This window comes from Bacteroidota bacterium, assembly GCA_016720935.1.
GTDB lineage: Bacteria > Bacteroidota > Bacteroidia > AKYH767-A > 2013-40CM-41-45 > JADKJP01.
Genome location: JADKJP010000004.1, coordinates 192720 through 218560, shown reverse-complemented (window position 1 = coordinate 218560; position 25841 = coordinate 192720). Strand labels below are relative to the sequence as shown.

Sequence of the window (25841 nt, the reverse complement as noted above, 5' to 3'; positions counted from 1 at the left end):
ATAATCATTTCAAAGTATCCTTGAAATGGAAATAGTCATAGGAACCGGAGAAAGGCCAATATTTGCAAAATGAGGCTGCTGTCTGAACGGACGCTAAAAACCTCCTTTCCGGATATACCCGTAGTTTCATGGGGAATCTTATTTTTGCTCCCTGATTCATTAACCCTTGAAAGTATACAATTCAGTTGAAGAGTTTCCCGGTCTGGAGAATGCGGTGGTGACCATCGGCACCTTCGACGGAGTTCATGCCGGTCACAATAAAATTATTCAAAGACTGAATGATGTAGCCAGGGAAACGAAGGGTGAAACGGTTTTGCTCACATTTTTTCCTCATCCAAGGATGGTTCTCCAGCCGGATGACAGTGATTTAAAGCTCATTACCACGATGGAGGAAAGAACCCTTCTTCTCGAAAAAAACGGAATCCATCATCTGATTGTGCAACCTTTCAGCAAGGAATTTTCCCGCATCTCCGCGACGGAATTTGTTCGGGATGTTTTGCTCAGTAAGATAGGTATGAAAACTCTGGTGATTGGTTATGATCACCATTTCGGAAGAAACCGGGAAGGCTCATACAAAGAACTCGAGGAAATGGCATCGATGTATGGGTTCAGACTGGAAGAGATCTCGAAACAGGTTATTGATGAGGTTGCTGTCAGTTCTACGAAGATTCGCAAAGCCCTTTTGCTGGGTGATGTTGAGGCTGCAAATAAATTATTGGGACATGATTTCACCCTGCGTGGGGAGGTCATTAAAGGTGACAGAATCGGCACCAGTCTTGGTTTTCCGACTGCCAATATCAAAATCAGGGAATCGTATAAATTGATTCCGGAGGATGGCATTTACGCGGTCATGGTGGAAGTTGACGGAGAGCTTCATAAAGGAATGCTGTATCTCGGAACTAGGCCGACGGTCGACGGCAAAAAACACACTTCTGAAGTGAATATCCTTGATTTTAACAGAGATATTTATGGCAAAACCATCACTGTTTTTCTAAAAACGAGGATCCGGGGTGATATGCACTTCGAAAATCTGGAACAATTGAAGGAAAAGATGAAGGAAGACCTTCAGAACGCAACAAAATTGCTTTCCTGACGTTTTTCTGAGACTAAACGAATCGCATTGAATTTCCTGAAAAACTGCCTTTTGAGCATATTTTACCTTCTTGCACCGGTATTCACTTCCAGTGCTCAGGAGACGCATGCGGTTTTCAGAGATTCAGCCTATGTTTATCGTAGCATCAGAGAGGCTAAAGAAAATCCTGATCAGGTTTTTCGCCTGAACCTGAGCAAAACAAAACTCGATAGTTTCCCGGCTGAAATTCTGCTTTTCAAAAACCTCCGCGAACTGGATCTGAGCAAAAACAGGTTGCATTCTTTGCCTCCTGAAATCGGACAGCTTACACAATTGAAACGATTGAATCTGGCTAACAACAAACTGGATTCTCTTCCGGAAGAAATCGGTAACCTGATCAAACTTGAATACCTCGGACTCAACCGCAATGTTCTTGAATCATTGCCGGCAAGCATTGGTAAACTGCAAAGTCTGGAAGTGCTCGAACTCTGGGACAATGAACTCGCTGATGTTCCCGATGAAATTGGTAATCTCGGCAATCTGAAAGTACTCGAACTAAGAGGAATTCTTTTTTCCGATGAACAACAAGCCCGCATCGATTCACTTGTCGTGAAGACAGCGAAGATTTATATGTCGCCGAGTTGCGCTTGTAAGAATTAGTGCTTAGTGGTTGGTGCTTAGTGCTTAGAGGTTAGTGCTTGGTGCTTGGTGGTTGGTGCTTAGTGCTTAGAGGTTAGTGGTTAGTGCTTAGAAATTATGGCACTCATAATTCATAATTCATAATTCTAACTCTCAACTCATAACTCATATCCCGAAACTAGATTCGTGCTTTTATTCCAAACATCACCGTCACCCCTGCTTGCGGGAAATAGTAATTAAAAGTAGAAGCGCTTCCGCCGTAGATATAACTATAGGTATAACCGTTCGATGAATAGCGTTGATCAAAGAGGTTGTTGACGGCGAGAGTAAAACCGATTTCGCTGATGCCTTTTGGTTTGATGGTCCAGGCAATTCTCGCGTCATTGACAACATAAGCATCGAGCTTTCTTTTTTCATTCATGGTGTTGTCCAGAAATTGTTTGCCAATGTATTTTCCGGTGAATTCAAATTCGAGATTTTTTATCGGTGTCCAATTGATAATTCCCGCGCTGATGAGTGAGGGTGAAAATGAAATGTCTGTGTTGTCGTAATCATTTCTTTGCTGCGTATAATCGTCGTAGTTGTCGATGTATTCTTCGAAATGTTTGATTTTATTTTTGCTGAATGTAGCATTAGCCGACAACTTCACTTTCTCCGACACCGACCAGCCTCCTTCAAATTCTATTCCTTGTCGGTAGCTGTCGGCGACATTTTGTCTTGTGTATTCACCGACATCATTGATTTCTCCGGTGAGAATCAGCTGGTCAGTGTATGCCATGTGATAGAAATTTGCGGAAAGAAAAAATTTCTTCAGACTAAAACGGTAACCAGCTTCAAGATCGGTGAGTGCTTCCGCTTTCGGACGACTATCGGGCGATGAATTCACATAATCGTCACGAACCGGTTCTTTGTGAGCAACAGCCACCGACAAACAGAACTGTTGTTTTTCATTGATCTGCCAGGACATTCCGGCTTTCGGATTAAAAAAAGCTGAGTTTGTTTTTTGAGGAAGATTTTTTCCGTCTCTGTCGTAACCGATAAATTGATAGGAAACAAAACGCGACTGCAGATCTGCATACACATAAATTCCATGCGCAAAAGTTCCGCCGAGTTTTAAGAATCCGCTGCTTTCTTTTTTAACAGCGTCATCACTGTAGTATTCCAGTTTTCCATTAGGGACAGATCCGTCTTTTGCCCAAATCACTTCACCGAAATGTTTTCCATCGTATTCATTAGCGCAAAGTCCGAGAATGAAATTCCATTTTTCTTTCTCATAATGAAGATTGGCAGTGAGTCCGTAGAAATCGTTGTTGAGCCATCGTCTGCGAATGAAATCAGAACTGCTGATGGTGTCTGTTGCAGTGTAAATATCAGGAAGTCCGTATTTGGAGAAAGCGTCACCAACACTGTATTCTTCATAGTATCCTTTTCCTTTTGTGTAATGAACAGCTGTATTTAAAAGCAGGGAGGGACTGAGTTCAATCGCATGAATCAACTGGTAATAGTCCTGCTGATAATTGTCGGTTTGATTTTCGTAATACAAAATATTTCCAGCGGCATCAGTATACAAGCCTGCCGGATTGAAACTCGGATTTGAACTCAAAGAATCCTCAGGAACGCCGTACCAGGCCTGGTAGGTTTTTTCTTTACCGGATAAAATGAGTCCGCGCAGCGAACTTTTCTTTCCATAATATCCGCCCGATAAATACATCGAATGCAAATCACTTTTTGATCGGTCGATATAACCGCCCGAATTTATTTTCGAAAATCTTCCATCGATAGAAAATTTATTGTCGATTAATCCGCTTCCAAAGGAGACGGTGTTTTTCCATGTATTAAAGGAGCCAACAGCGCTGTTCACTTGTCCGAATGCTTTCGACTGGAAAGCGCTGGATTGAATATTTACACTGCCACCGAAAGCTCCGGCGCCATTGGTGGAGGTTCCCACACCGCGTTGCACCTGGATGTTTTCCGCTGAAGAAGCAAGGTCAGGAAGATCCACCCAATACACCTGGTGAGATTCCGGGTCGTTCACTGGAATTCCGTTAAGTGTCACATTGATCCTGCTCGCGTCGCTTCCACGGATGCGCAGTCCGGTATAACCGACACCGTTTCCGGCATCGGAAGTGACAACAAGCGAAGGGGTCATGTTCAGCAGGAAGGGTAAATCCTGTCCTAGATTTTTCTTCTCCAGTTCTTCTTTATTCTGATTGCTGTAAGCGAAACCATTTCTGCCATCCATGCGTGTTGCAGTGATGGTGACTTCTTCCGATAAATAATTCTTCACGCTCATGCGAATACTTTGTGGTGAATCTTTACTCAGAACATGGATTTTTTTTGTTTCATAGGAGATGTGCGTGATGGTCAGATCGGCTTCTCCTTTTTTATAATCCAGAAAAGAAAATTTTCCTTCATCATTGCTCAGAATGGTGAAGAAAGTTCCTTCAATATGAATTGAAGCGCCTGCGACAGGCTGATTGTTTTCATCGTCAAGGATAACTCCGGTGATGTTTTGTTGTGCAAATGAATTTGCCTGAAGACAAACGAAAATGATCAGGAGCAAATTCCGGCAGTGCCGGCCTGCAAAAAATACCTTCTTCATGATTTATTATTTAAGGATGAACAATGCACGCACCATGGGGTGTGAACGCGCCATAATTTGTTTACCTCGTTCCCTTCGCAGGCATTACCCTGAACAGGTTCGATGGGTATAATCTCAGCCCCGTAGATCAGGAGCACCCCAGTTTGATGGTACAAAAGTATCAAAAATTCCTTGACTGAATTTTTTTTGCAAAATACTTCATAAGTAATTTTTCATGAACGGGTAATTTTTTAACTTGTGCAACCTTAGCGGCTTACTATGAAAAGAGTTCTTTTGTGCATTTGTTTCCTGATGATCCTCTCCGCAGCTCAGGCACAGCTGTATGTATTTGGATTAGGTGTTAGAGCGGGAAAATTCAATACGGGGATTTCTATCAAATCCTTTTTTAACGCCGACAATGCGACCGGCTTACTCCTGGATGGTTACTATACCAATATTGCCTCCAAGGGATACACTGTAAAAGCCATCCTGATCAAACAGATTCCGTTCAAGATGCCGATTGTGCAATTGCCTCTTGATTTTATCTACGGCGCAGGAGTACACGGGGCCTATTTTCCTTACAACAAACAAGGTTATTACAAACGCAGAAACGGTGAGCCTTTGTACTATGATAAAAGTGTTGTTTCTGCCGGTGTTGACGCGACGATCCAGATAGAATACCAGGTGAAAAAAATTGCTCCCTTCACAATCGGTATCGACGTTGTTCCCTATTATGAGTTTTACAATCCCGGACCGGAGTGGATTGATTTTGGTGTCACTGTTCGCTACGTGTTCCGCTAATTTTCCCGGAGTGATTCAATCTCTTTGATCGCGATAGCAAGTCGTGATTCTCCTGTGCCTGTTATCACGCGGTAGGGCAGCTGTCTTTCTTCCAATTCCTTTTTATACCAATCAAAGAAAAAATCTCGCCGTGCAGGGTTTTCCCGCACAGGATCATTTACATAGGGTAAATCAGGAGAAAGTAACAGGTACAAATCATAGGCTCGTTCCTGGATCAGCTTTTCGATTTCGGCGGACTTTTCATGGTAAACATCCATCATCCACACTTGCGCCAGAATCGGTTCTGTATCCGCGAAGAGAAATTTATTGGCCTGTTCCAGCAACCTGTCTTCCTCAGCGCATTGCTCCCGGATGGTCAGCAGGATATCTTCTTTGGTGTATTTCCTGTTTAGATTTTCTACATAGTTCCTCGAATATTCGGGTATCCAAACAGTTTTATAATGCCTGGCGAGTTGCTCTGCAAGCGTTGTCTTTCCTGTAGATTCAGGACCAATCAACGCGATCCTTTTGATTCGTTTGTTCATGACTGATTTGCAGGCATTAACTTTTTCCATTGAAGATAACCTGAAATCGCCATAATGAGAAAGAGAAAATACAGGAGCGAGGTGAGTGGGAGATGTTTGAAAAAGAAGAGCGGAATGTAAACACTGTTCGCGATAATCCAGATAATCCAGTTTTCAATTTTCTTTTTCGCTACCATCCATTGAGCGATAAGACTTGCCGTTGTGAGCGTTGAATCCAGCCAGGGTAGAGAAGCGTCCGTGAAATTTTGAAAAAGGTAACCAAAGAGGCAGCTTCCTGCAAGAAACACAAGCAGGCTTTTTTTCCATTGATCTGGACTCATGTTCTCCGGCACAAAATCAGGGTTCTCCTCTTTTTTACTGTTCCACCGGATCCATCCATAGATAAGTAGAATTACATAAATACATTGCAGTAATGTATCGGCATAAAGACGTACAGAGGGTGAGTAGAAGAGCCAGGCATACAGTAGGACATTGACGATTCCAATCGGAAAGCACCAGACAGAATGTTTCACGGTTAGCCAAACAGCAATGATCCCGCTGAGCATGGCCAAGAGTTCCAGAATATTGATCTGCTGGCCGAAAATTAAGATTTGGTACTGGTCCACGGGAGCAAATATCCGAATCCAAAGGACATTTTATGGTAAATTGGATTTATTTAAGGTGGTCACAAGGAGGGGGATGGTTTATAATGAAGAAATTTTAAGTTATTGGCCCCTTTTTGTCATAGCTGTGTCAGGAAATTGCTGAAGTATTTGTATTTAAGTAATATTGTTCGATACATTTGTATTATACCAAGGGGGGGGGTATTATTCAAAGCCGAATAATTTTTTAAATCGGGGGTTTTAACTATGGCATTATTAAGCAAATTTATCGATTCCCTAAATGTAGACCTCCACCGGACCGCTTTTCGGGAAGTGGTTCATCCGGTCAAACTAAATGGAAGTTTTGACAAACACAATGTAATCATCCACCTGAACCGTGGAAACCTTTTTGTCGGTCACGACAATGAGGTGATGCCCCAGGACAGTTTTTATTTCTTTCCTGCCGGTCAGCCGATTTATGTGAAACATGCAATCGGCAATCATCATGATTTGGGTCCTGACGGATTCAAGGATGATGATCATCGTTCGAGGTTTTTAAGAACCATCAGCGGACTGGAAGACTTCAATTCCATGAAAGAAGTTTTTACCATTCTCGCCTTTGATGTAACGCTGTACGATGCCATTCCTTTCTTTGAAGTATTAGGAATGCCTCCTTTCGCGCTTACAAAGGATGAAGAATTCGGATTCCTTGTGAAACATATCGCGCTGGAAAACGAACAGAACAAACTCGGCCGCGATAAACTCATCCGGAATTACATGGAGGAAATTATGATCCACATGTGCCGGTATATAGAATCACAGGAGAAATTTAAAAAGTATACTGACCGTCTGGAATTTTTATCGGATCGCCGCCTTGTGGATATTGTGAAATACATCCAGGAAAATCTGGAAAAAGATTTGTCCAACAAGACCATCGCGAATATCGCCTATGTTTCGGAAGATTATGTTGGGCAGTTTTTCAAATCACTCACCAATAAAAATCTTCAGGATTATATCGAGAACCAGCGTCTCGAACGCGCAATGTTTTTATTGCGTACCCAGCCCGATAATATCCAGGAAATCGCTCACCGTGTAGGATTCAAAGACCCGGCTTATTTCAGCAGGAGATTCAAAATGAAATTCGGTTCGAACGCGAATGCGGTAAGGCAGAATAAAAGCCAGCTGGTGTAAAGAATTTTCGGAAAAAAAATACGATTATTTGAAGATCTCCACGTGCATTGCAGTGGCAATTTCGCCAATCAGCGCGGGATCTTTTTCTATTGCATTTCCTATCACCACAATATCCGCTCCGGCATTACATTGATCAAGTGCTTTTTCCGGAGTACGAATTCCTCCGCCTACAATCAATGGTGTGTTGACCGTGTTTTTTACACAAGCGATCATGGATTTGCTTACCGGAAAGCGTGCGCCACTACCGGCATCCATATATATCATTTTTAGTCCCAGCATTTCTCCGGCCATGGCAGTACATGCAGCAATATCGTCCTTGTCATGTGGAATCGGAAAGGTGTTGCTCATGTAACTCACAGATGTTGGAGCGCCGCTATCAATGAGCATATATCCGGTAGGAAGAATTTCCAGTCCGCTTTTTTTTAGCATGGGAGCGGAGATCACGTGTCTGCCAATCAGCATTTCCGCGTTTCTGCCACTGATGAGAGAAAGAAAAAGAATCGCGTCGGCTTTGTCGGAAATTTGCATGGTATTTCCCGGAAAAAGAATCACAGGAATATTGCAGTTTTGCTTCAGTACAGAAATACAGGCATCAAGATCGCCGTGGGTGAGAATACTGCTTCCGACAAATAAATAATCAACTCCGGCATCGAGTGCGTTGTGAGCGAGTTTTTCGCAGGCAACAAGAGAGGTCTTGTCAGGATCAACAAGTACCGCGAGAGATTTTTTGCGACCCGCACGGCCGGCGAGGATACGATTGTAAAGCAGGTTCATGTGCTAAATGTTCGAAACGAAGATACAAAGAAGCCTTGAATCATTCACCGGTGGCATAGGCCAGCATGCGGTTTTCTGTTTTTTCAAAATGAACGAGGAAAGTACGTTCAAAATCAGGCATCCTGATGGTAGCTTCTGTGCTTCCTTTATCGGTGCACTGGAATGGAGCTACCGACAAATGCCCGCGAAAATCAACGTTCCCTTTCCCGTAAATTTTATAAAGAACTTCTTTCGCGCCCCAGAGAATGTGCAGGTGCTGACGCCTGTTTTTTTCATCTATGTATTTTGCCTCCTCTTCGTTGACAAATTTGTGCGCGATCTTTTCAATCTGAGGACGAATGGTTTCCAGATCCAGGCCGACATAGGGCAGGGGAGAGAACAAAACCGAGACATAATCCTGCGTGTGAGATATGGACAATGAAAGCATGTTGTCGAGATAGGGTTTTCCATTCTCGTCGTATTGAATTACCAGCGATGAAGCCGGATGCATGTTGTGCAGCAATGCGCGTACGCTCAGGAATTCTTTTTTTCTCAATTCGCTTTTAAAGCTTTGCACCAGCATGATTTCTGATTCGCTCAGACCTGCCAGTTGCTCGAGCTCTTCCATGGGTTCGGAACTTTTCCAGATCCCCAGTTGGAGAATGTCGGTCTTGTGATGATACGTCAGCGGCATAAATTCAGGCAGAATTGCGGGTTCAAATGTAGGCCAAATCAATTCAGTTTTCTAAAAAAGATGTTGCGGGGAAAGTATTGGACTTATTTGGTATAAATTCGCTGTGCAGGAACAGTTGGGTAATTTGCAGAGTTTATTTCGTAAATTTTAAGCTTGTTTAAATTCAATGAGTATGCTTAGACGCATTTTTGTATTTCTGATTTTATTCTTTTTTGCAAAAAATATTTTTGCTCAAATTTCCTGTGACCAGTTCATGGGAGCGGGATTTCCCGGTGAGCATTATATCAACGGATTGGCTGCTGATGATAGTGGAAATGTATTTATCGCCGGATTTTTTACGGATAGTTTAAATCTGGGCGGACAAAGTATCGTCGGACAAAAATACAACAGTTACATCGCTTGCCTCAATGGGGCTCAGCATTTGCAATGGATCCATGTGTATGCACATGATCAGAATGACATTACCTGTCGTGTACTTTATTCGCAGGATGGCAGTGTCTATGTTTCCGGATCATTTATAGACAGCATCTCTTTGGGTGGTTTTTCTTACGCTACTCTTGGGATCTGGGATGTCTATGTCGCGAAATTAAATGCTTCAACCGGCGCCTGCCAATGGTTATTTCGTGGAGGAAGTAACGGATCAGAAATTACAAGAGAGATGCAGCTTGATGAATCCGGTAATCTTTTGGTCACGGGTGGCTTTTGGGGATATTGCAGATTGGGACCGTACACTCTTATTTGCTCCGGGACCATGGACGTCTTCCTCATGAAAATGGATCCTTCCGGAAATGTGATCTGGGCAAAACAGGCAAGTACACCAAATGGTTCGCTTCCTTATGGATTGAGTGCAATAGGAGGAAATGGTATCGCGATCAGTGGAAATTACAGTGTCACATTGAATTTCGGAAATGGTGTCGTGCTGAACGCGGCGAACAATTCTTCCTTTGTCGCCTGTTATGATTCGAGTGGTACAATCCGCTGGGCGAAGAATGGAATTTCCACTGCTTTGATCAAAGCAACAGGCGATGAACATGGGAATGTTTATGCATTGGATGCGAACTACGATTTCATTACAAAATATTCACCGCTTGGTGATTCTTTGTTTTCTCTGGAAATGGAAATAGGTACACCGCCTTCTCCAACTTTTTCTATTCTTCAAACTTTTGAAAATAGAATTTATTTGTCGGGAAGATATTCCGATTCCATGTCGATTGGAAATCATTCATTCTATTCAGCAAACAGTAACGCGAAATTATTTCTGGCAACACTGGACACCAGTTGTAACCTTACAAGATTTTTTGATTACGAAGACAGTCTGGCCGGTTTTGCTCCGGGAATGATGTGTTTTGGAGTTTCTGATCGTGCATTGATCGGAGGTTTTTATCAATGCAATCCGGATGTCAGTTATGACAGCATCGCCCATCTGCCCTGTGATTCTGTTGCACAGGCAAGTGCTTTCATTCTGGATGTTTGTTTGAATAATGTCGGTATTGGTACGGTTCAGGATGATTCAGAAAAACCTGTTGTTTATCCCAATCCTGTTTCATCAATTCTGAATGTGGAACTCAACAGTCCACCAATTGAACCGGTTTCCATTCAACTCATTGATCCCACCGGCCGTCTGATCCATCACTGGTCCACCTCCACCCAAAAAAACACCCTCGATCTCCGGGGAATCAGTTCCGGTATCTATTTCCTGCAAATCCTCAAGAACTCAAAATCCCAGACCTCCAAAATTTTTATATCCCATCAATAACCCAATTTTTGCTTTCACTTTAAACTTCCACTTCCACTTCCACTTTAAACTTCCACTTCCACTTCCACTTCCACTTCCACTAACTCCCGCCCCTTTTCCCCAATGTTTTTAAGATAAGAAACCAATTTAGTCTCAACTGACCTAAAAGTTCTCTTCGAGATGACAAGCGCATAGCATGAGATTTTATCGTCCAGATCCCGCCAATCCAATTTGGTTAAATGAACCAAGGCTTGTTCGGCGGGATCTGGACGATATTGATAAGTAAAAGCTTTGTCATCTCGCAGAGACCTTTTTGGAAATTTGGTAATATCCTCTCGAGTAAACAGGCAGACCCACTTTTGACATAATGACATCGCCCCACCGTCCCACCGTCCCTCGCCCCTCGTCCCCCCAAAATCAAAACATTTCCCCCAAATTCTTGTTTCATACCTAAAATCGGGGCTTTCCAGGATTTCCAATGATTTCTTTGAATAAAGAGAGGCTTTGGTTATCTTTGCAGCCTGAAATTCAAGACTATCCAAAAAACCTAATTCTAATCATGGCAAACACCACTAGCGTTGACAAATTCGTGAAATACAAGGTAAAAGACATTTCCCTGGCCGAATGGGGCCGTAAAGAGATTAAACTGGCCGAGGCTGAAATGCCGGGTCTGATGTCTCTTCGTGAAGAATATGGCAAACAAAAACCTTTGAAAGGTGCGCGTATTGCCGGTTGTCTGCATATGACCATCCAGACTGCTGTCCTGATTGAAACTCTCGTGGAACTGGGCGCTGAAGTGACCTGGTCTTCCTGCAATATTTTCTCTACTCAGGACCATGCTGCTGCCGCGATTGCCGCTGCGGGAGTTTCTGTGTATGCCTGGAAAGGTATGAACGCGGAGGAATTCGACTGGTGTATTGAGCAGACTCTCTTTTTTGGCGAAGACCGCAAACCATTGAACATGATTCTTGACGATGGTGGTGATCTGACCAACATGGTTCTCGATAAATATCCTGAGCTCGTTCAAAACATCAAAGGACTTTCTGAAGAAACGACAACCGGTGTTCACCGTTTGCACGAGCGCGTGAAGAACGGAACACTTCCGATTCCCGCGATCAATATCAACGATTCGGTTACCAAATCCAAATTCGATAATAAATACGGTTGCCGTGAATCACTGGTTGACGCGATCCGTCGTGCTACTGACCTGATGATGGCCGGAAAGATTGCAGTTGTTGCAGGCTTTGGTGATGTTGGTAAAGGTTCCGCTGAGTCTTTGAAAGATTCTAAAGTACGTGTAATCGTTACTGAGATCGATCCGATCTGCGCATTGCAGGCGGCGATGGAAGGTTATGAAGTGAAAAAGATGGATGACGCGGTGAAGGAAGCAGACATCATTGTGACTGCAACCGGAAACTATAACATCATCAAAGATCGTCACTTCAAAGCGATGAAGCACAACGCGGTGGTTTGTAACATCGGTCACTTCGATAATGAAATCGATATGGCCTGGTTGAACAAAAACTACGGCGCGTCAAAAGACACTATCAAACCACAGGTGGATAAATATACCATTGATGGCAAAGACATCATCGTTCTTGCAGAAGGACGTCTGGTGAATCTGGGTTGCGCGATGGGACACCCTTCTTTCGTAATGTCCAATTCATTCACCAACCAGACAATGGCTCAGCTTGAATTGTGGCAGAACCACAGCAAATACGAAAACAAAGTGTACACACTTCCTAAACATCTGGATGAAAAAGTTGCACGTTTACACCTGAAGAAAATCGGCGTGGAAATCGATGAGCTTACAGATGAGCAGGCAAATTATATCGGTGTACAGAAAAGTGGTCCGTTCAAATCTGAACATTACCGTTACTAAGAATATAGATTGCTTTTTGAAAAGAGGCGCCAGGGTTTGATCCCGGCGCCTCTTTTTTTATTCAATAGTTTTATTCAGAAATATTCTGTGCACCTCTGTGTCTAAAATAATCTGGCTTTTAAAAACACTTTCCGAATTAAATAAGTCTATACTTATTTAATGAATTTATCTTTTGACCACAGAGGTACACGGAGACGATTGGATCTAAAAAAATTCCACTAATTTTGATAGGAAATCAGAATCAATAACTCGCCAGGCTGAGCGGAGCTTTTTGGGCATCTTCAGGGACGTCGCCGGAGAGTGCATTTAGAAAAGTAACAATGAGTCGGATTTGCTCATCATCAAGATCCTTGTCGAGTTGAGTTTTAGCCATGATTTTTACAGCAGTACTCAGATACTCCACACTGCCATCATGAAAATAAGGATACGTGCGGCCGATGTTTCTCAGTCCTGCAACTTTGAATTTATCTTTGTCCTTCAGATCGCCGGTTCTGTTTTTCAAACCTTCGTCTTTGTGTGAACTTCCTGTCAAGGGATGATAATCGTGCGCCTCACCGAATTTACGCACCATGGATCCGCCAAGCATAGTTCCGGAATGGCAATCGGTACAACCTGTCTGGATGAAAAGCCGCAAACCTTCTCTTTCATCATAAGACAATGCATAAATATTTCCCTGCAGGAATTTATCGAGAGGAGAAGGAGTGATGAGTGTACGTTCAAATGCGATAATCGCGGACTGAAGATTTTTTAAAGTGAGCGGTTTGTCTTCGCTCGGGAACGCTTCTTCAAACAAACGATGGTAGTCGGGAATCTCCGCGATTCTTTTGGAAAGAATATCCTGATGAGGAATCGCCAGTTCATCTTCATTTTTATTTTCTTCAAACGTGCCGTCCCATGATGAGATGTGATTCATCATCGCGTTCAAAACCGTAGGTACATTTCTTACAATCTCTTTGGAGGAATTGGCTACAGTGGTCGGTTTGTTGTCGACACCGGATGTAGAAAGATTGTGACAGGAATTGCAGGAGTAAGAACCGTATTTTGAAAGCCGGGGATCGTAATACAACATTTTGCCCAGCTTGACTTGTTTGGAAATTTCCGAGCGGTCATACTGGTACTCGCGAATGGGAAGTGGTTTGAAAAATTTATTCGCTTCGACGATGAGTGTCTCGTTCGCTTTTCTGTCCAGTTCGTTGTAGTCAATTTCTGGCGGCGCGTCGTGACAACCGTATATCACGATACCAAGAAAACCGATGACCAATAATTTTTTCATGAAGAGAAAACAAATCTAAATTAACCTGTTTGTCTGAAAGGATGAATGACTGGAGTCATATCCCAAACAATCAATAGATTCATCCATTGAACAATAAAAATTCAGATTGGAAAATGGCTTGAGGGTTTGGGGCACCGGGGTTTTACGCTTTGAAAACCATAGAGTTTCAGAAGTGAAGAGTAAATGGAGAAGGGTGAAGAGATGACAATCAATTGGGATTTCTTTGAATGTTTGAGTATTTGAAGGCTAAAGGCGAGTATTTGAAATAAAAAAGGGGATCCGGTGAGGATCCCCTTTTAAAAGAAAATGAGGTGTTTTGAATCAATAAGTGGAGGCCAGCGCGACAGCTGCTGCTGCATTGATATTTCCAAAACCTCTGCTTGAATTCGGGCTTGGATAATACTGTGCGGTTTGCTGCATAGCTGTGATAATTTGTGTCCTGGTCAGGGTTGGTTTTACCGACCAGATGATTCCTGCAATACCCGCTGTGATCGCTGTCGCGCAGGAAGAACCACCGATATAGGTTGGGTTGAATCCGCTTGGTGCAAGCGATAAAGATGTTCTGTTGGAATTGCCGTTGCGCTGCATCGGGATAGTGAAATCAACCTGACTTCCATCGTGACAATCACTGCAGGTAGAGCTGCTTTCCGTTACTCCTGTTACAGCCTGACATTGACTCAATGCTGCCGGATAAATTACACCCCACCAGCTTGTCCATGAAAAAGAAGTTCCTGCCGCGGCGAAGATCAGTTTGCCTTTGTTGTAAGCATATGTAACGCCATCTTTCAATGTTCCACTGGAGAAAGGCGTACCGATTGACATGCTGATGATTTTGATATCGTTGAGATCACCCATGCGGATGAGCGCGTTTTTTACTCCGGATAATTCCGCTGAAGCATCGAGCACCACATCATCACAACCACGGATGAAATGCAGGTTTGCTTTGTAAGCGACACCTGTTGTGGCATTTTGTGCATTGCGCGGACCGGCAGCAAGACCTGCCATGGAAGTTCCGTGTGAACAGGAAGTGTAGGCAGTAGTGCCATATGTGTAATCGGTAGTGATGCTGCGACCGACATTGCTTTCGCCATCGTTGAACTGGCTACCCAGCAAAGTCTGGCTGGAACTGATTCCTGCATCAATCACGCCGATGCGAATCCCTGCTCCCTGAGCTGTATTCCATGCTGCAGGAATGTTGACATTATTAAAATCCCATGGCAATTTGCAGCCGGGAGTGATGGTTGTATAATCGGCAGCATTCAAAGCATAGGAAGAACCACTGCATCCGGAAGATGAACGGTTTTCCCATTGCGCAGGCCAATAGCCATATGGCTCGAGGTAACGTACGTTTTTAAGATTGTACAATTGTGTGAGTACATCTTTATCAGTGATACGCAGAACGAGGATTGGTAATACCTGGTCGTCTTCAACGATGATATCGTTCAGAGTTACAGTTTGTCCGTTCTTGTTAAGTCCTTTCAATACAAGATCCAGCAAAGCATCGTGAACGGATTTCCATTCTTTGCTCTGGAGGTTAATCTGGTGAATGATGGGATCGATGTTGTCGATGTTGGCAGGTTTGTAACCAAGAGCGACCTGGTAGCACTGATTAGCTGCGCTCCAGATGGTTCTCATGTCGGTCCATTCCCAGTGAAAATCGTGGCGTTCAGCCTGCAAAGCAACAACCCGGTTGTCGAGCTCCGAGCGATTGTACATCGCTTCAGTCGGCACTGAAACCGGATTTTGTTTTTGAACCAGAACAGATTCATTTGCTGTGGTCGGAGTTGCCTGGTTATCATCAAGCCGGTTACAGCCCGCAAAAATCACCAGGAACAAGAGTCCAAGAGTACGGATAAAGTTTTTCATGTGTTTTTGTTTTCGTTTTCGTTTAGAGAGAAGTAGTAATAGCAAATGTAAATATATCCCTGAGAAATCAAAATCATTATAAGCGGAAAAAGTAATTAAAACCTTCCGGAAACCCTTCAGGGGTGGGGGTTTGGGCTGCCTAATACTCCCTTTGATTCAGCTTTAACCTGAGGAAACAGAATCGCGGATATTTTATGTATTTTAGGACTTAATATTTCATTTATATATTGCCGGTAAATAAAACGGTTGTTCTCTTGTTTTGCATTAATCGAAACTATCCTGAAGCCTGATCTGTTGCTTCAGGAATTATTAAATTTTATCTTAAAGAAAATCAGATATGGGAAAAGGCAGACTAGAAGCATTCAGTGATGGTGTATTGGCCATCATCATTACGATTATGGTATTGGAAATAAAAGTTCCGCATGGGGCGCAGTGGTCCGCATTGTTTGAACTGGCTCCGGTTTTTATCAGTTACATTTTTAGTTTTGTATACGTCGGTATTTACTGGGGTAATCATCATCACCTGATGCATACCGCGAAACATGTAAGTGGTAAGATTATTCTTGCCAATCTTCATCTTTTGTTTTGGTTGTCACTGATCCCGTTCACAACAGGATGGATGGGGGAGAATCATTTTGAAGCGAATCCGACTGCATTGTATGCTGCCAATCTGTTGTTGTCAGGCTTTGCGTATTTCATTTTGCAAAAAGTGATTGAAAATAGTGTTCAAGCGGAAGGCACCCTTAATGTTGCATTTCAAAAACACACCCGAAAAGGAATCATCTCACAAATAGCGTATGCGGTTGCCATCCCGATGGCCTATGTACATCCTGTGATTTCCGGAGCTTTGTTTTTCAGCATCGCGATACTCTGGATGATTCCGGATAAAGAAATTGAAAAGGCCGTGAGCTGATCAATGCCTCAGAAAAAGAAAAAAGGACAATCGCCTGTGGCCATTGTCCTTTTTTTTATTGCGGAGAGATATGGTTAAACGGATTCCGCGAGGATGACGATTTTGTTTTTCAGATTTTCAACCACTCCGCCTTTTACATCAAAGCTTTTTACACCTTCTTTGTCTTTGATCTTTACTTTTCCATTGAGAAGAGTGGAGATCACGGCTGCGTGATTGTTCAGCATTTCAAATCGTCCTTTCGCTCCCGGAACGGAAACGGAAGTGACATCGCCACTGTAAACTTTTTTATCCGGGGTGATTATTTCGAGTTGCATGTTATTCTTCTAGCTAAGTTATGGACGTTTTAATTGATGATTGGAGATTGCTGATTGGAGATTGCTGATTGTAGATTGCTGATTGATGATTGTAGATTGATAGACTGTGCATTCTTCGAAACTCTAAGCACCAACCTCCAACCACCAAGCACCACTTAGTTCGATTCTGCCAACAACTTCTTACCCTTCGCGATCGCGTCATCAATTGTTCCAACGAGGTTGAATGCTGCTTCAGGATATTCATCCACTTCACCATTCATGATCATGTTGAATCCTTTGATTGTTTCTTCGAGCGGAACGATTACACCTTTCAATCCGGTGAACTGTTCAGCTACGTTGAACGGCTGTGAAAGGAAACGTTGTACACGACGAGCGCGGTGTACAGTCAGCTTATCTTCGTCGCTCAATTCATCCATACCAAGGATGGCAATGATATCCTGGAGTTCTTTGTAACGCTGAAGGATATTTTTCACACGCTGAGCGGTATTGTAATGTTCTTCACCAACAACAAGTGGAGAAAGGATACGGGATGTAGAATCCAGTGGATCCACCGCAGGGTAGATACCCAACTCGGAAATTTTACGGTTCAATACTGTTGTCGCGTCAAGGTGAGCGAAAGTTGTCGCAGGAGCCGGGTCAGTCAAGTCATCCGCAGGTACGTAAACCGCCTGTACAGATGTGATCGAACCACGTTTTGTAGAAGTGATACGTTCCTGCATCAATCCCATTTCAGTAGCAAGCGTCGGCTGGTAACCTACGGCTGACGGCATACGGCCAAGCAGCGCGGATACTTCAGATCCTGCCTGTGTGAAACGGAAGATATTGTCGATAAAGAAGAGGATATCACGACCGCCGGATTTTTCATCACCGTCACGGAAATATTCAGCTACTGTAAGACCCGACAAAGCCACACGTGCACGTGCTCCCGGTGGCTCGTTCATTTGTCCGAACACCAGAGTCGCCTGTGATTTTCCAAGCTCGGTCATATCTACTTTGCTGAGATCCCATCCGCCTTTTTCCATGCTGTGTTTGAACTCCTCACCGTAACGGATTACGTTTGATTCGATCATTTCACGCAGCAGGTCATTTCCTTCACGGGTACGTTCACCGACACCGGCGAATACAGACAAACCGGAATAAGACTTCGCGATATTGTTGATCAATTCCATGATCAATACTGTCTTTCCTACACCGGCACCACCGAACAGACCGATCTTACCACCTTTTGCATAAGGTTCGATAAGGTCGATTACTTTGATACCAGTAAGAAGGATTTCAGATTCAGTCGACAGGTTTTCGAATTTCGGAGCCTGACGGTGAATCGGAACACTTTTTTCTTTGGAAACCTTTCCGATACCATCGATGGCATCACCTACAACATTGAAAAGACGTCCTTTGATGGCGTCACTTGCCGGCATCTGGATTGGAGCACCCACTGCGCGAACGATGGTTCCGCGTGTCAGACCATCCGTAGAGTCCATCGCGATGGCGCGCACGGTATCTTCACCAATGTGCTGCTGGCACTCAAGTACCAGGACACCACCACCCGGGCGGTCGATTTCCAATGCATCCAAAATGTTCGGAAGCGCTGTGTCTTCCGCATCAAAACTAACGTCGACAACCGGCCCGATGATCTGGGTAATTTTTCCAATATTCGCCATGATTAAGTATGTAGATTTAAGGTTTTTGATTTCAGAGCGCAAAAGTACTTCTTTTTTTTAAAAACAGGGCGGGTGTTGGTAAATTCCTGTCAAAATTCGTCTGTGAATAGTAAAATTAAACAACTGTTATTCAGTGAATTATGAGTGAAAAGCAATTCCTTTCTCATTTCTTCAATTGAAGCAGATTTGATGCGTTTTTGTTGATAGAACTCTAATCCTCCCGTTTGATATCTCTTTTTCAAAGATGCGGATTGCTTGATCCTGAATTTTACATTTGTTTTATGATATCGACAGAGGAACTCTATTCCATTTACCAGCGACACCCCAGGATTTCTACAGATACCAGAGCCATCATTCCGGGATCTGTATTTTTCTCCCTGAAAGGTCCGAGTTTTAATGGAAACGCTTTTGCGGAAAAAGCCCTCGAGTTGGGTGCGGCTTATGCTGTAGTCGATGAGCCGGAGTTTCAGAAAAATGATCGTTGTCTGCTCGTGGGTGATGGATTGATAGCGCTTCAACAACTGGCGAATTACCATCGTCATCAATTAACAATACCGGTACTCGCGGTGACGGGATCCAATGGTAAAACAACCACCAAGGAATTGATCCGCTCGGTTTTGTCTAAGCGCTACAACACGCTCGCGACAAAAGGCAATCTGAACAATCATATCGGAGTACCTCTCACGTTGTTGTCTATCAGTCCGGATATTGAATTCGCGGTCATCGAGATGGGAGCCAATCACCAGGGCGAGATTGAATCGTATTGCAAAATCGCGGAGCCGCATTATGGATTGATCACGAATGTAGGCAAAGCTCACCTTGAAGGTTTTGGCGGTTTTGAAGGTGTGAAAAAAGGAAAAGGTGAATTGTATGCCTGGATCGCTTCGCATTCCAAAACAATTTTTTTGAATGGCAACAATTCCATTTTGCATGAAATGGCAAAAGATCATAAAGTGCAGTATGCAGTAGTATACGGAACTGAAGAAGGTTTTGATTGCTACGGCGCATTGGTCACTGATTCACCTACGCTGGAAGTGAAATGGAAGCAGGGTGATCATTCCGGTCAAATTCAGTCGCAAATTATCGGTGCTTATAATTTTGAAAATATCCTCGCGGCTGTTTGCATAGGAAATTATTTTGGTGTTTCCGCTGAAGCTATCGACGAGGCAATTGCTGCTTACGTTCCGGACAATAGCCGTTCACAGGTCGTAAAGAAGGGAACCAACACCATTATTCTGGATGCTTACAATGCCAACCCGACCAGCATGGAAGCGGCTTTGAAAAATTTTGCAGCGCTTCCTGATCCGCACAAACTGGTTTGTATTGGTGATATGGCGGAACTGGGCGAAGAAAGCCGGGCGGAGCATGAACGCATCATGCAATTGCTCAAAAAGATTCCTGCAGAAAAATTTATCCTTGTCGGGAAGAACTTTGGTGCATTCAAAGATCAGATCGATTGTTTGTATTTCCAGACCTCTGATGAAGCAGCCAACTGGGTGAAGAAAAATCCGGTTAAGAATTCTGTTATCCTTGTCAAAGGATCCCGAAGTACTATGATGGAAAAAGTAGCAGAGGCGCTGTAACTTATTTTTCTCAGCTTCCGATCAGGGTTTCGCCTTCCAGATCTTATCATGCGATTTCAGATATTCCGAAATCGCCGCGGAACCATACCATGGATACAATTCCGGTTGCAATAATTTTGCTTTGATGGCAGGATCTGATTCAAGAAGTGCGAGTGCTTCCGCTTCGTTCGCTACATCGAGGATGAATATTCCTCGAAAATTCTTGTCGTTTTTTCCGAATGGTCCCGCAATCACCAGTTTTTTTAAGTCAGCCAATCGCCCGATATTCGCCAGATGCCCGGCAAATAACGTGTCTTTGGATTCTTTGCTTTCTGTTGTGTTTGTCCCTGTCTTCAGAATTACCATGGTATACATTTTCATCCCAAATTCGTCGGCACCAAGGTTCTTTGCCAAAGTCGAATCGTAATTCGGATTTGTTGTTTGTGCTGTTGAATTCAAGGCAAGAAACACACAACACGCTATGATTGTTGTAATTTTCATTTTGTAAATATTTTTATCATGAAGGAGTCCTGATCCTTTTCTTTCAAGGATCTATTTTCTTCGGGCTGCAAATTTCCAGCCGAGGTAAGCCATCGGAATATAAGCTCCTGCAATATCCAGCACACTAAACCAGACAGGAGAAGGAAGCATGGTGACATTGATAATCCCACCAATCATAAAAAGCGCACCGATGATCAATGCAAATCTCATTTTGCTGCTTGCGGCCATCAAAGCTGCGAGATAGGCCCCAACCAGTGTTCCAATCGCATGAGCAAGGAAAGGAAAAATGAAATGCTTGGGTTCAAACAAATGCATCGATGCTTTCAAACCTTCAATAGTTGTCGCGTCAGCTCCCGCAGGAGGAGGGATGACAGATCCGCTTAGCATCACAATCGCCATGTTTACAATACTTCCAACAATAACTCCTGCAATTACCGCTAAAATATTTCTTAAGGTTGGATTCATAGTAGAGAGTTTATTGTTCTGTTTTTTGAATCAAAGAAATGAGATTGCAAATAAATGATGTTGAAACGAAGATATATTTTATTTTTATGAAAATAACTATTCGTTTTTTTTTAGTCTGTTATTATCATTTCCGGATTATTCCACTGTGATTACAACATTCCCGATTTTTTGCCCTGTTTCAACAAAATGATATGCTTCATGCATTTCTTCGAATTTGAAAATTCTGTCAAGAACAGGTCTGTAGATTTTTTTCTCAACCAAAGTCTTTAAAAAGTTTAAATCATCATGAGAAAATGTTGGAATGGGAAACAGTACTCTTTTCCCCTTAAAAAAAGATGTACTGATTGCAAACCGGATGTTTTCTGAATTTTTCCCGAGTTCTGTAGAAATATAAATTCCTTTTTCAGTTAGTACCGGCTTACATTTTCCAAACGAAGTTTTACCTACAGCGTCAAAGACTAAATCGTATTTGTTTTGTGTGTTGGTGTAATCACTTTTGGTGTAATCAATCACTTCATCTGCACCCAGTGATTTAACGAGATCAATATAATTGGTGTGACATACAGCAGTTACATGTGCACCAAAATGTTTGAGTAATTGTACAGCAGCAGATCCGATGGCTCCGGTTGCTCCATAAACCAGTGTACGCTGACCGCTTTTCACTTTTGCGGCACGAATGTCGCACAATGCATAATGACTTCCTTCGCAAATCGGTGCCGCTTCTGCATAGCTCATGCCGGAAGGAATGGTGGTAAATGTTGCCGTTTCAGGCAATGCTAAATACTGCGCATGTCCGCCCATTGTCCGGTCGTTGTAGCCAAAAACTCTGTCCCCGATTTTATAAGTATTGGTATAAGTTCCGACAGCAACAATTTCCCCGGCGAATTCATTACCCAAAATCTGATTTTTGGGTTTCAGTAGTCCTGTAAAAAATCTCGAGATGAAATACTCCGCGCTCCGAAAACCACAATCGGTTCGGTTTACGGTTGTAGCGTGAATTCTAATCAGTACTTCGTTGTCCTTCGGTAAAGGTCGTTCTACTGTTTTGAGTTGAACAACTTCCGGTGGGCCGTACCTGGTGTACACCCATGCTTTCATTTCGCGTTCGTCGTTCATGATTTTTATTTTCTAAACCTGATGATGAAAATTTTGAGATATTAATGAATGAAGAATGTATTGGAATGAATTGGGTTTGGAAAGATATCGGGACTATTCGTACGGATTTAAATGAAAGATTTTCATTCCACGATCCCCAGTTTAATGATATCTTTTAATATCGTTAAATCCACTTCTTCCAGCTTGTTGATGTACAAACATCCTTTTCCGGTTTTGTGCTTTCCCAGTTTTTTAAGAAGAGCACCTTGTTTTTGAACTGCTCCCGAAATATACAAGGCGAGATTTTGTTTGCGTGGAGAGAAGCCCATCACAAACCAGTCCAGTTCACGTCCGCTTTCATATTTCAGTTTGCGGTCACCAAAACCGATGATCGCAGTTCCCCACATTTTCGCTTTTGCTTTTGTGGCCTTTTCCATCAGACCAATAATTACATAAGCATCTTTCCTTTGTTGTTCGGACGAAATTTTCTTCAAAAAAAAATCAACGCTTAGTTCAGTTTTTTTTGTTTTCAATTCAGCCATTGATTATATTGTTTTTATGTTACAAAAAAATTACGGAATCTATTTTGAATATTCTGTTAACGACATTTACTAAATAAATTGGTAATACTCATCCATGCTAAGGGATGTACATTTATTCTTTAATAAAAAAAGTCGAGGTGTTATTGCCGTCGGATTTTTCAATGTTTACAAAATAGAGGCCTTGCTTCCATTCACTTACATCAATATTCAATGAATTAGATCCTCCCGTCCATAACTGTTGTGAGAAGCGAATCTTGCCTGAAATATCAAACACTTGAATTACCTGTTTTGCTTCTGAATTACACAATACAGTAAGTTGATTTTTGGAGGGATTCGGGTACAACAAAATTGGAGATGTATTTCTTATGTCATTGATTCCTGTTTGTAAATTAAATTTAGACACAAAAATATTTGTAATTCCCCAATGTACTAATGGAATTGTTCCGAAAAAAGTAGTATTGCTAGGTAAAGATCCAGCAAGAATCACGCTCCCTGCATCATCAACAGTTATTCCTCGTGGCCCGATAGGTCCATTAGTTCCTGTTGTAGTAGCCCATACTACATTACCCGCTAAATCAAAATGAGCTATATAAAAGTGAAATGTTCCTGGAAAAGTATTCGAACCAATTGTTAATGTTGGATCGTTGAAAGTACCCGTTAAGTAAGCATTTCCAACCCTATCAAAAGCTACATTTTCACAAAATTCATTACCTGTTGCACCAATAGTTTTAGCCCATATTATATTGCCTGACTGATCATACTTTGCAATGAATACATCATTACCTCCTGAATTTAAAAGAGAAATTGTGTCAAGGGATAGATTTGCATTTCTAAAACCACCAGCAATAATGATATTACCACTGGAATCTACACAAATACCTTGACAATAATCCTCGTCAATACTTCCTGCAGATTTAGCCCAAATCTGGTTTCCTGCAGGTGAAAGTTTTTCGATAAATAAATCATTCAACCCGGAATGAGAATTATTGAAATTGTAACTCCCGAGTGAAGTTGAGTTGCCATTAAAGGCGCCTGCAACAAATAAATTCCCAATACTATCTACAGCTAACTGATTGGCAACTTCACCGCCAATTGAATTTCCTTGCGAAATGGCCCACAATTCATTTCCTGAAGAGTTTAATTTTGCAATAAAAAGATCATCATATCCTACAACACCGCTATTTATCAACGAAGTTGTTCCAAATGAAATTGATGTACCCGCAAAGCTGCCGGCTATAAAAACATTTCCCTGGCGATCTGTTACAACACTATTATTAACATCCACACTCTGGCTTCCATAGGCTCTAGCCCAAAGAAGATTTCCTGACGTGTTAAACTTCGCGACAAAAATGTCTGAAGCTCCTAATGAATAAAAGAAAGAATTTCCTCCTATGATTAATGTGTCACTATGAAAAAAACCACTTAAAATCACATTTCCTAAATAATCTGTTGTAATACTGGTTCCTCGGTCCTGATTTTTCCCTCCAAATGATTTTGCCCAAAGTAGATTTCCAGAAGGGTCGTATTTAGCGATGAATCCTTCGTCTTCTCCTTCACTTGCAATTGAAAGAGTCCCAAATGACATAATTGAATCGGTATAATAACCAGTTGCATACACATTTCCGTAACTATCGGTAGCAATATCATAAACTATTCCACCTCCAGCAGAATTCGCCCACAGCCAACTTGGTGTTTGAGCCAACAAGGTTGGAGAAAAATAGATCATTAGAATAAATATGTGAACTGCTTTCAGAATGGATTTCATTGAACACGTAATAATAGTATTTTGATTTAATTGCCCAATACAATCATATTGGAAAATGGATGGTAAATTAATGTAAAATTATAATTCGGAATTTTGGAAATAAAGATAAAAAATGATGAGGGAAGGTTTGATTGAAGTGCGTAGACCAAATGTAATAAATTATTAATTTCACATGAAGGCTTCTTCTTTTTTTCAAAGGTGCGATTCCTGTTCAATCATTTTCCTGATCAAAGCAATTTGTCCCAAATGATAATGCATGTGTTCAATGACTCCGGTGAAATTTCTGTAATAAGTACCATACTTCTCTTTTACAAAAATCTCCTCTAATTGTGATTCCGGAAAATTTTCAATGAAAACAGCTAATTCCTCAGCTTCAGACCAGATCTTATTAAGAAAATTCTCCCAATCCTCCTGCGATTCAATAGGAGGGTGGGGCGAAACGTAAATTCATCCTTTGCATTGAAAGGTTGACTTTTCAATACCGACATAACGGCTCCCACATAGTAATTTACATGAAAAACCAGTGTGGCGATCGTATTGAAAGAACCGGGAACCTGATTACAATAAAGCTAAACTGGTATTGCTAAACATCCACAAAGAGCTCTTAAAAATCAATCAAAATGCAGCGAACTCTCTACTGGAAGGCTTGGAAGAAACGCTTACACTCCACAAATTGAAAGTTGCGCAAATATTTTCCAGAAGTTTGGCTACGACAAATTGTATTGAAAACCTGAACTCCCAAATGGCGAAATATGTACGAAATGTTAAGCATTGGACCAACAGTAATCAACGACAAAGATGGGTTGCTGCAGCCTTATTGGAATTAGAAAATAATTTGAATAAAATTCATAACTTTAAACATCTAAATAAATTACAGGAAGCAATCAAAATCACGTCATCGTAGACCAAATGTAATAAATTATTAATTTCACATGAAGGCTTCTTCTTTTTTTCAAAGGTGCGATTCCTGTTCAATCATTTTCCTGATCAAAGCAATTTGTCCCAAATGATAATGCATGTGTTCAATGACTCCGGTGAAATTTCTGTAATAAGTACCATACTTCTCTTTTACAAAAATCTCCTCTAATTGTGATTCCGGAAAATTTTCAATGAAAACAGCTAATTCCTCAGCTTCAGACCAGATCTTATTAAGAAAATTCTCCCAATCCTCCTGCGATTCAATAGGAGGGTGGGCGAAACTAAATTCATCCTTTGCATTGAAAGGTTGATTTTTCAATACCGACATAACGGCTCCCACATAGTAATTTACATGAAAAACCAGTGTTGCGATCGTATTGAAAGAACGAACTTTTGTAGTTGCCTGTTCCCAGGTCAGGTTGGTCATCAGTTCTTTCAGACAAGAGCCGGTCCAGTTTCCGCCGAAATGTACCTTTCTGAATTGATCGGCAATTTGTTTGGGGATACTCATTT

General features: G+C 42.1%; 25 protein-coding genes and 1 riboswitch. Of the genes, 9 read left to right on the top strand and 16 right to left on the bottom strand.

From position 1 onward, the window contains the following. Window positions 1–166: 166 nt before the first annotated feature. Both IPP86_04945 and IPP86_04940 read left to right on the top strand, forming a co-directional pair. Window positions 167–1093 (top strand): bifunctional riboflavin kinase/FAD synthetase, encoded by a 927-nt coding sequence (locus IPP86_04945; GenBank protein ID MBL0137865.1) that lies wholly within the window; start codon window positions 167–169, stop codon window positions 1091–1093. Window positions 1094–1144: 51 nt separating this feature from the next. Continuing rightward, complete coding sequence (locus tag IPP86_04940; protein ID MBL0137864.1) at window positions 1145–1732, top strand: leucine-rich repeat domain-containing protein; 588 nt, start codon at window positions 1145–1147, stop codon at window positions 1730–1732. A 157-nt stretch (window positions 1733–1889) separates the two neighbouring features. On the opposite strand, the gene IPP86_04935 is transcribed toward IPP86_04940, so the two are convergent. After that, complete coding sequence (locus IPP86_04935) at window positions 1890–4313, bottom strand: TonB-dependent receptor (GenBank protein MBL0137863.1); 2424 nt, start codon at window positions 4311–4313, stop codon at window positions 1890–1892. A gap of 53 nt (window positions 4314–4366) precedes the next feature. After that, a riboswitch (TPP riboswitch) is annotated at window positions 4367–4464 on the bottom strand. A 107-nt stretch (window positions 4465–4571) separates the two neighbouring features. On the opposite strand from IPP86_04935, the gene IPP86_04930 reads away from it, so the two are divergent. Beyond that, the gene (locus IPP86_04930) at window positions 4572–5093 is read left to right on the top strand and encodes a hypothetical protein (protein ID MBL0137862.1); all 522 of its coding nucleotides are present in this window, start codon (window positions 4572–4574) and stop codon (window positions 5091–5093) included. On the opposite strand, the gene IPP86_04925 is transcribed toward IPP86_04930, so the two are convergent. Continuing rightward, window positions 5090–5617, bottom strand: coding sequence for an ATP-binding protein (locus IPP86_04925; protein MBL0137861.1), 528 nt, complete (start codon window positions 5615–5617; stop codon window positions 5090–5092). The two genes, IPP86_04930 and IPP86_04925, sit on opposite strands and share 4 nt — an antisense overlap. Then, window positions 5614–6222 (bottom strand): nicotinamide mononucleotide transporter, encoded by a 609-nt coding sequence (locus IPP86_04920; GenBank protein ID MBL0137860.1) that lies wholly within the window; start codon window positions 6220–6222, stop codon window positions 5614–5616. Before IPP86_04920 ends, IPP86_04925 begins: the two co-directional genes overlap by 4 nt. 243 nt (window positions 6223–6465) lie before the next feature. Between IPP86_04920 and IPP86_04915 the strand changes: the two genes are divergently transcribed. Beyond that, complete coding sequence (locus IPP86_04915) at window positions 6466–7389, top strand: helix-turn-helix transcriptional regulator (GenBank protein ID MBL0137859.1); 924 nt, start codon at window positions 6466–6468, stop codon at window positions 7387–7389. Window positions 7390–7413: 24 nt separating this feature from the next. On the opposite strand, the gene IPP86_04910 is transcribed toward IPP86_04915, so the two are convergent. Both IPP86_04910 and IPP86_04905 read right to left on the bottom strand, forming a co-directional pair. After that, window positions 7414–8163 (bottom strand): geranylgeranylglyceryl/heptaprenylglyceryl phosphate synthase, encoded by a 750-nt coding sequence (locus tag IPP86_04910; GenBank protein ID MBL0137858.1) that lies wholly within the window; start codon window positions 8161–8163, stop codon window positions 7414–7416. A gap of 40 nt (window positions 8164–8203) precedes the next feature. Continuing rightward, window positions 8204–8836 (bottom strand): 4'-phosphopantetheinyl transferase superfamily protein, encoded by a 633-nt coding sequence (locus IPP86_04905; protein MBL0137857.1) that lies wholly within the window; start codon window positions 8834–8836, stop codon window positions 8204–8206. Between the two features lie 172 nt (window positions 8837–9008). On the opposite strand from IPP86_04905, the gene IPP86_04900 reads away from it, so the two are divergent. Beyond that, a complete protein-coding gene (locus IPP86_04900) occupies window positions 9009–10592 on the top strand; it encodes a T9SS type A sorting domain-containing protein (protein MBL0137856.1) in 1584 nt (527 codons plus the stop codon). Window positions 10593–10636: 44 nt separating this feature from the next. Here the strand turns inward: IPP86_04900 and IPP86_04895 are convergent, their stop codons facing one another. Beyond that, on the bottom strand, window positions 10637–11113 hold the full coding sequence (locus tag IPP86_04895; GenBank protein MBL0137855.1) for a hypothetical protein: 477 nt from the start codon (window positions 11111–11113) through the stop codon (window positions 10637–10639). 17 nt (window positions 11114–11130) lie between these two features. Between IPP86_04895 and IPP86_04890 the strand changes: the two genes are divergently transcribed. Beyond that, a complete protein-coding gene (locus IPP86_04890; protein MBL0137854.1) occupies window positions 11131–12453 on the top strand; it encodes an adenosylhomocysteinase in 1323 nt (440 codons plus the stop codon). 241 nt (window positions 12454–12694) lie between these two features. On the opposite strand, the gene IPP86_04885 is transcribed toward IPP86_04890, so the two are convergent. Beyond that, on the bottom strand, window positions 12695–13726 hold the full coding sequence (locus IPP86_04885) for a c-type cytochrome (GenBank protein MBL0137853.1): 1032 nt from the start codon (window positions 13724–13726) through the stop codon (window positions 12695–12697). Between the two features lie 321 nt (window positions 13727–14047). Beyond that, entirely contained in the window at window positions 14048–15592 is a 1545-nt protein-coding gene (locus IPP86_04880; GenBank protein ID MBL0137852.1) for a S8 family serine peptidase, read from the bottom strand. Between the two features lie 337 nt (window positions 15593–15929). On the opposite strand from IPP86_04880, the gene IPP86_04875 reads away from it, so the two are divergent. Then, on the top strand, window positions 15930–16505 hold the full coding sequence (locus IPP86_04875; GenBank protein MBL0137851.1) for a DUF1211 domain-containing protein: 576 nt from the start codon (window positions 15930–15932) through the stop codon (window positions 16503–16505). Between the two features lie 74 nt (window positions 16506–16579). Here the strand turns inward: IPP86_04875 and atpC are convergent, their stop codons facing one another. Beyond that, the gene (gene atpC / locus IPP86_04870; GenBank protein MBL0137850.1) at window positions 16580–16819 is read right to left on the bottom strand and encodes an ATP synthase F1 subunit epsilon; all 240 of its coding nucleotides are present in this window, start codon (window positions 16817–16819) and stop codon (window positions 16580–16582) included. 155 nt (window positions 16820–16974) lie between these two features. Then, window positions 16975–18480, bottom strand: coding sequence for a F0F1 ATP synthase subunit beta (locus IPP86_04865; GenBank protein ID MBL0137849.1), 1506 nt, complete (start codon window positions 18478–18480; stop codon window positions 16975–16977). Window positions 18481–18761: 281 nt separating this feature from the next. On the opposite strand from IPP86_04865, the gene IPP86_04860 reads away from it, so the two are divergent. Further along, complete coding sequence (locus IPP86_04860) at window positions 18762–20063, top strand: UDP-N-acetylmuramoyl-tripeptide--D-alanyl-D-alanine ligase (GenBank protein ID MBL0137848.1); 1302 nt, start codon at window positions 18762–18764, stop codon at window positions 20061–20063. Between the two features lie 21 nt (window positions 20064–20084). On the opposite strand, the gene IPP86_04855 is transcribed toward IPP86_04860, so the two are convergent. The 5 genes from IPP86_04855 to IPP86_04835 form a co-directional block, all read right to left on the bottom strand. Further along, window positions 20085–20543, bottom strand: coding sequence for a hypothetical protein (locus IPP86_04855; protein MBL0137847.1), 459 nt, complete (start codon window positions 20541–20543; stop codon window positions 20085–20087). A gap of 51 nt (window positions 20544–20594) precedes the next feature. After that, complete coding sequence (locus IPP86_04850; protein ID MBL0137846.1) at window positions 20595–21008, bottom strand: hypothetical protein; 414 nt, start codon at window positions 21006–21008, stop codon at window positions 20595–20597. A gap of 135 nt (window positions 21009–21143) precedes the next feature. Then, entirely contained in the window at window positions 21144–22106 is a 963-nt protein-coding gene (locus IPP86_04845; protein ID MBL0137845.1) for an NAD(P)-dependent alcohol dehydrogenase, read from the bottom strand. Between the two features lie 140 nt (window positions 22107–22246). After that, window positions 22247–22645: a DUF1801 domain-containing protein gene (locus IPP86_04840; protein ID MBL0137844.1), complete on the bottom strand. Its 399-nt coding sequence runs from the start codon at window positions 22643–22645 to the stop codon at window positions 22247–22249. A gap of 112 nt (window positions 22646–22757) precedes the next feature. Next, on the bottom strand, window positions 22758–24410 hold the full coding sequence (locus IPP86_04835) for an SBBP repeat-containing protein (GenBank protein ID MBL0137843.1): 1653 nt from the start codon (window positions 24408–24410) through the stop codon (window positions 22758–22760). 580 nt (window positions 24411–24990) lie between these two features. Between IPP86_04835 and IPP86_04830 the strand changes: the two genes are divergently transcribed. Then, window positions 24991–25314 (top strand): transposase, encoded by a 324-nt coding sequence (locus IPP86_04830; protein MBL0137842.1) that lies wholly within the window; start codon window positions 24991–24993, stop codon window positions 25312–25314. Window positions 25315–25362: 48 nt separating this feature from the next. On the opposite strand, the gene IPP86_04825 is transcribed toward IPP86_04830, so the two are convergent. Next, window positions 25363–25839: a DUF1572 domain-containing protein gene (locus IPP86_04825; GenBank protein MBL0137841.1), complete on the bottom strand. Its 477-nt coding sequence runs from the start codon at window positions 25837–25839 to the stop codon at window positions 25363–25365. Window positions 25840–25841 lie beyond the last annotated feature (2 nt).

Bases quoted from the DNA above. Each gene is read 5' to 3' on its own strand.
- IPP86_04935 (MBL0137863.1), bottom strand. From the start codon at position 4,313: ATGAAGAAGGTATTTTTTGCAGGCCGGCACTGCCGGAATTTGCTCCTG.
- IPP86_04930 (MBL0137862.1), top strand. From the start codon at position 4,572: ATGAAAAGAGTTCTTTTGTGCATTTGTTTCCTGATGATCCTCTCCGCA.
- IPP86_04925 (MBL0137861.1), bottom strand. From the start codon at position 5,617: ATGAACAAACGAATCAAAAGGATCGCGTTGATTGGTCCTGAATCTACA.
- IPP86_04915 (MBL0137859.1), top strand. From the start codon at position 6,466: ATGGCATTATTAAGCAAATTTATCGATTCCCTAAATGTAGACCTCCAC.
- IPP86_04910 (MBL0137858.1), bottom strand. From the start codon at position 8,163: ATGAACCTGCTTTACAATCGTATCCTCGCCGGCCGTGCGGGTCGCAAA.
- IPP86_04905 (MBL0137857.1), bottom strand. From the start codon at position 8,836: ATGCCGCTGACGTATCATCACAAGACCGACATTCTCCAACTGGGGATC.
- IPP86_04900 (MBL0137856.1), top strand. From the start codon at position 9,009: ATGCTTAGACGCATTTTTGTATTTCTGATTTTATTCTTTTTTGCAAAA.
- IPP86_04890 (MBL0137854.1), top strand. From the start codon at position 11,131: ATGGCAAACACCACTAGCGTTGACAAATTCGTGAAATACAAGGTAAAA.
- IPP86_04885 (MBL0137853.1), bottom strand. From the start codon at position 13,726: ATGAAAAAATTATTGGTCATCGGTTTTCTTGGTATCGTGATATACGGT.
- IPP86_04880 (MBL0137852.1), bottom strand. From the start codon at position 15,592: ATGAAAAACTTTATCCGTACTCTTGGACTCTTGTTCCTGGTGATTTTT.
- IPP86_04875 (MBL0137851.1), top strand. From the start codon at position 15,930: ATGGGAAAAGGCAGACTAGAAGCATTCAGTGATGGTGTATTGGCCATC.
- atpC (MBL0137850.1), bottom strand. From the start codon at position 16,819: ATGCAACTCGAAATAATCACCCCGGATAAAAAAGTTTACAGTGGCGAT.
- IPP86_04865 (MBL0137849.1), bottom strand. From the start codon at position 18,480: ATGGCGAATATTGGAAAAATTACCCAGATCATCGGGCCGGTTGTCGAC.
- IPP86_04860 (MBL0137848.1), top strand. From the start codon at position 18,762: ATGATATCGACAGAGGAACTCTATTCCATTTACCAGCGACACCCCAGG.
- IPP86_04855 (MBL0137847.1), bottom strand. From the start codon at position 20,543: ATGAAAATTACAACAATCATAGCGTGTTGTGTGTTTCTTGCCTTGAAT.
- IPP86_04850 (MBL0137846.1), bottom strand. From the start codon at position 21,008: ATGAATCCAACCTTAAGAAATATTTTAGCGGTAATTGCAGGAGTTATT.
- IPP86_04845 (MBL0137845.1), bottom strand. From the start codon at position 22,106: ATGAAAGCATGGGTGTACACCAGGTACGGCCCACCGGAAGTTGTTCAA.
- IPP86_04840 (MBL0137844.1), bottom strand. From the start codon at position 22,645: ATGGCTGAATTGAAAACAAAAAAAACTGAACTAAGCGTTGATTTTTTT.
- IPP86_04835 (MBL0137843.1), bottom strand. From the start codon at position 24,410: ATGAAATCCATTCTGAAAGCAGTTCACATATTTATTCTAATGATCTAT.
- IPP86_04825 (MBL0137841.1), bottom strand. From the start codon at position 25,839: ATGAGTATCCCCAAACAAATTGCCGATCAATTCAGAAAGGTACATTTC.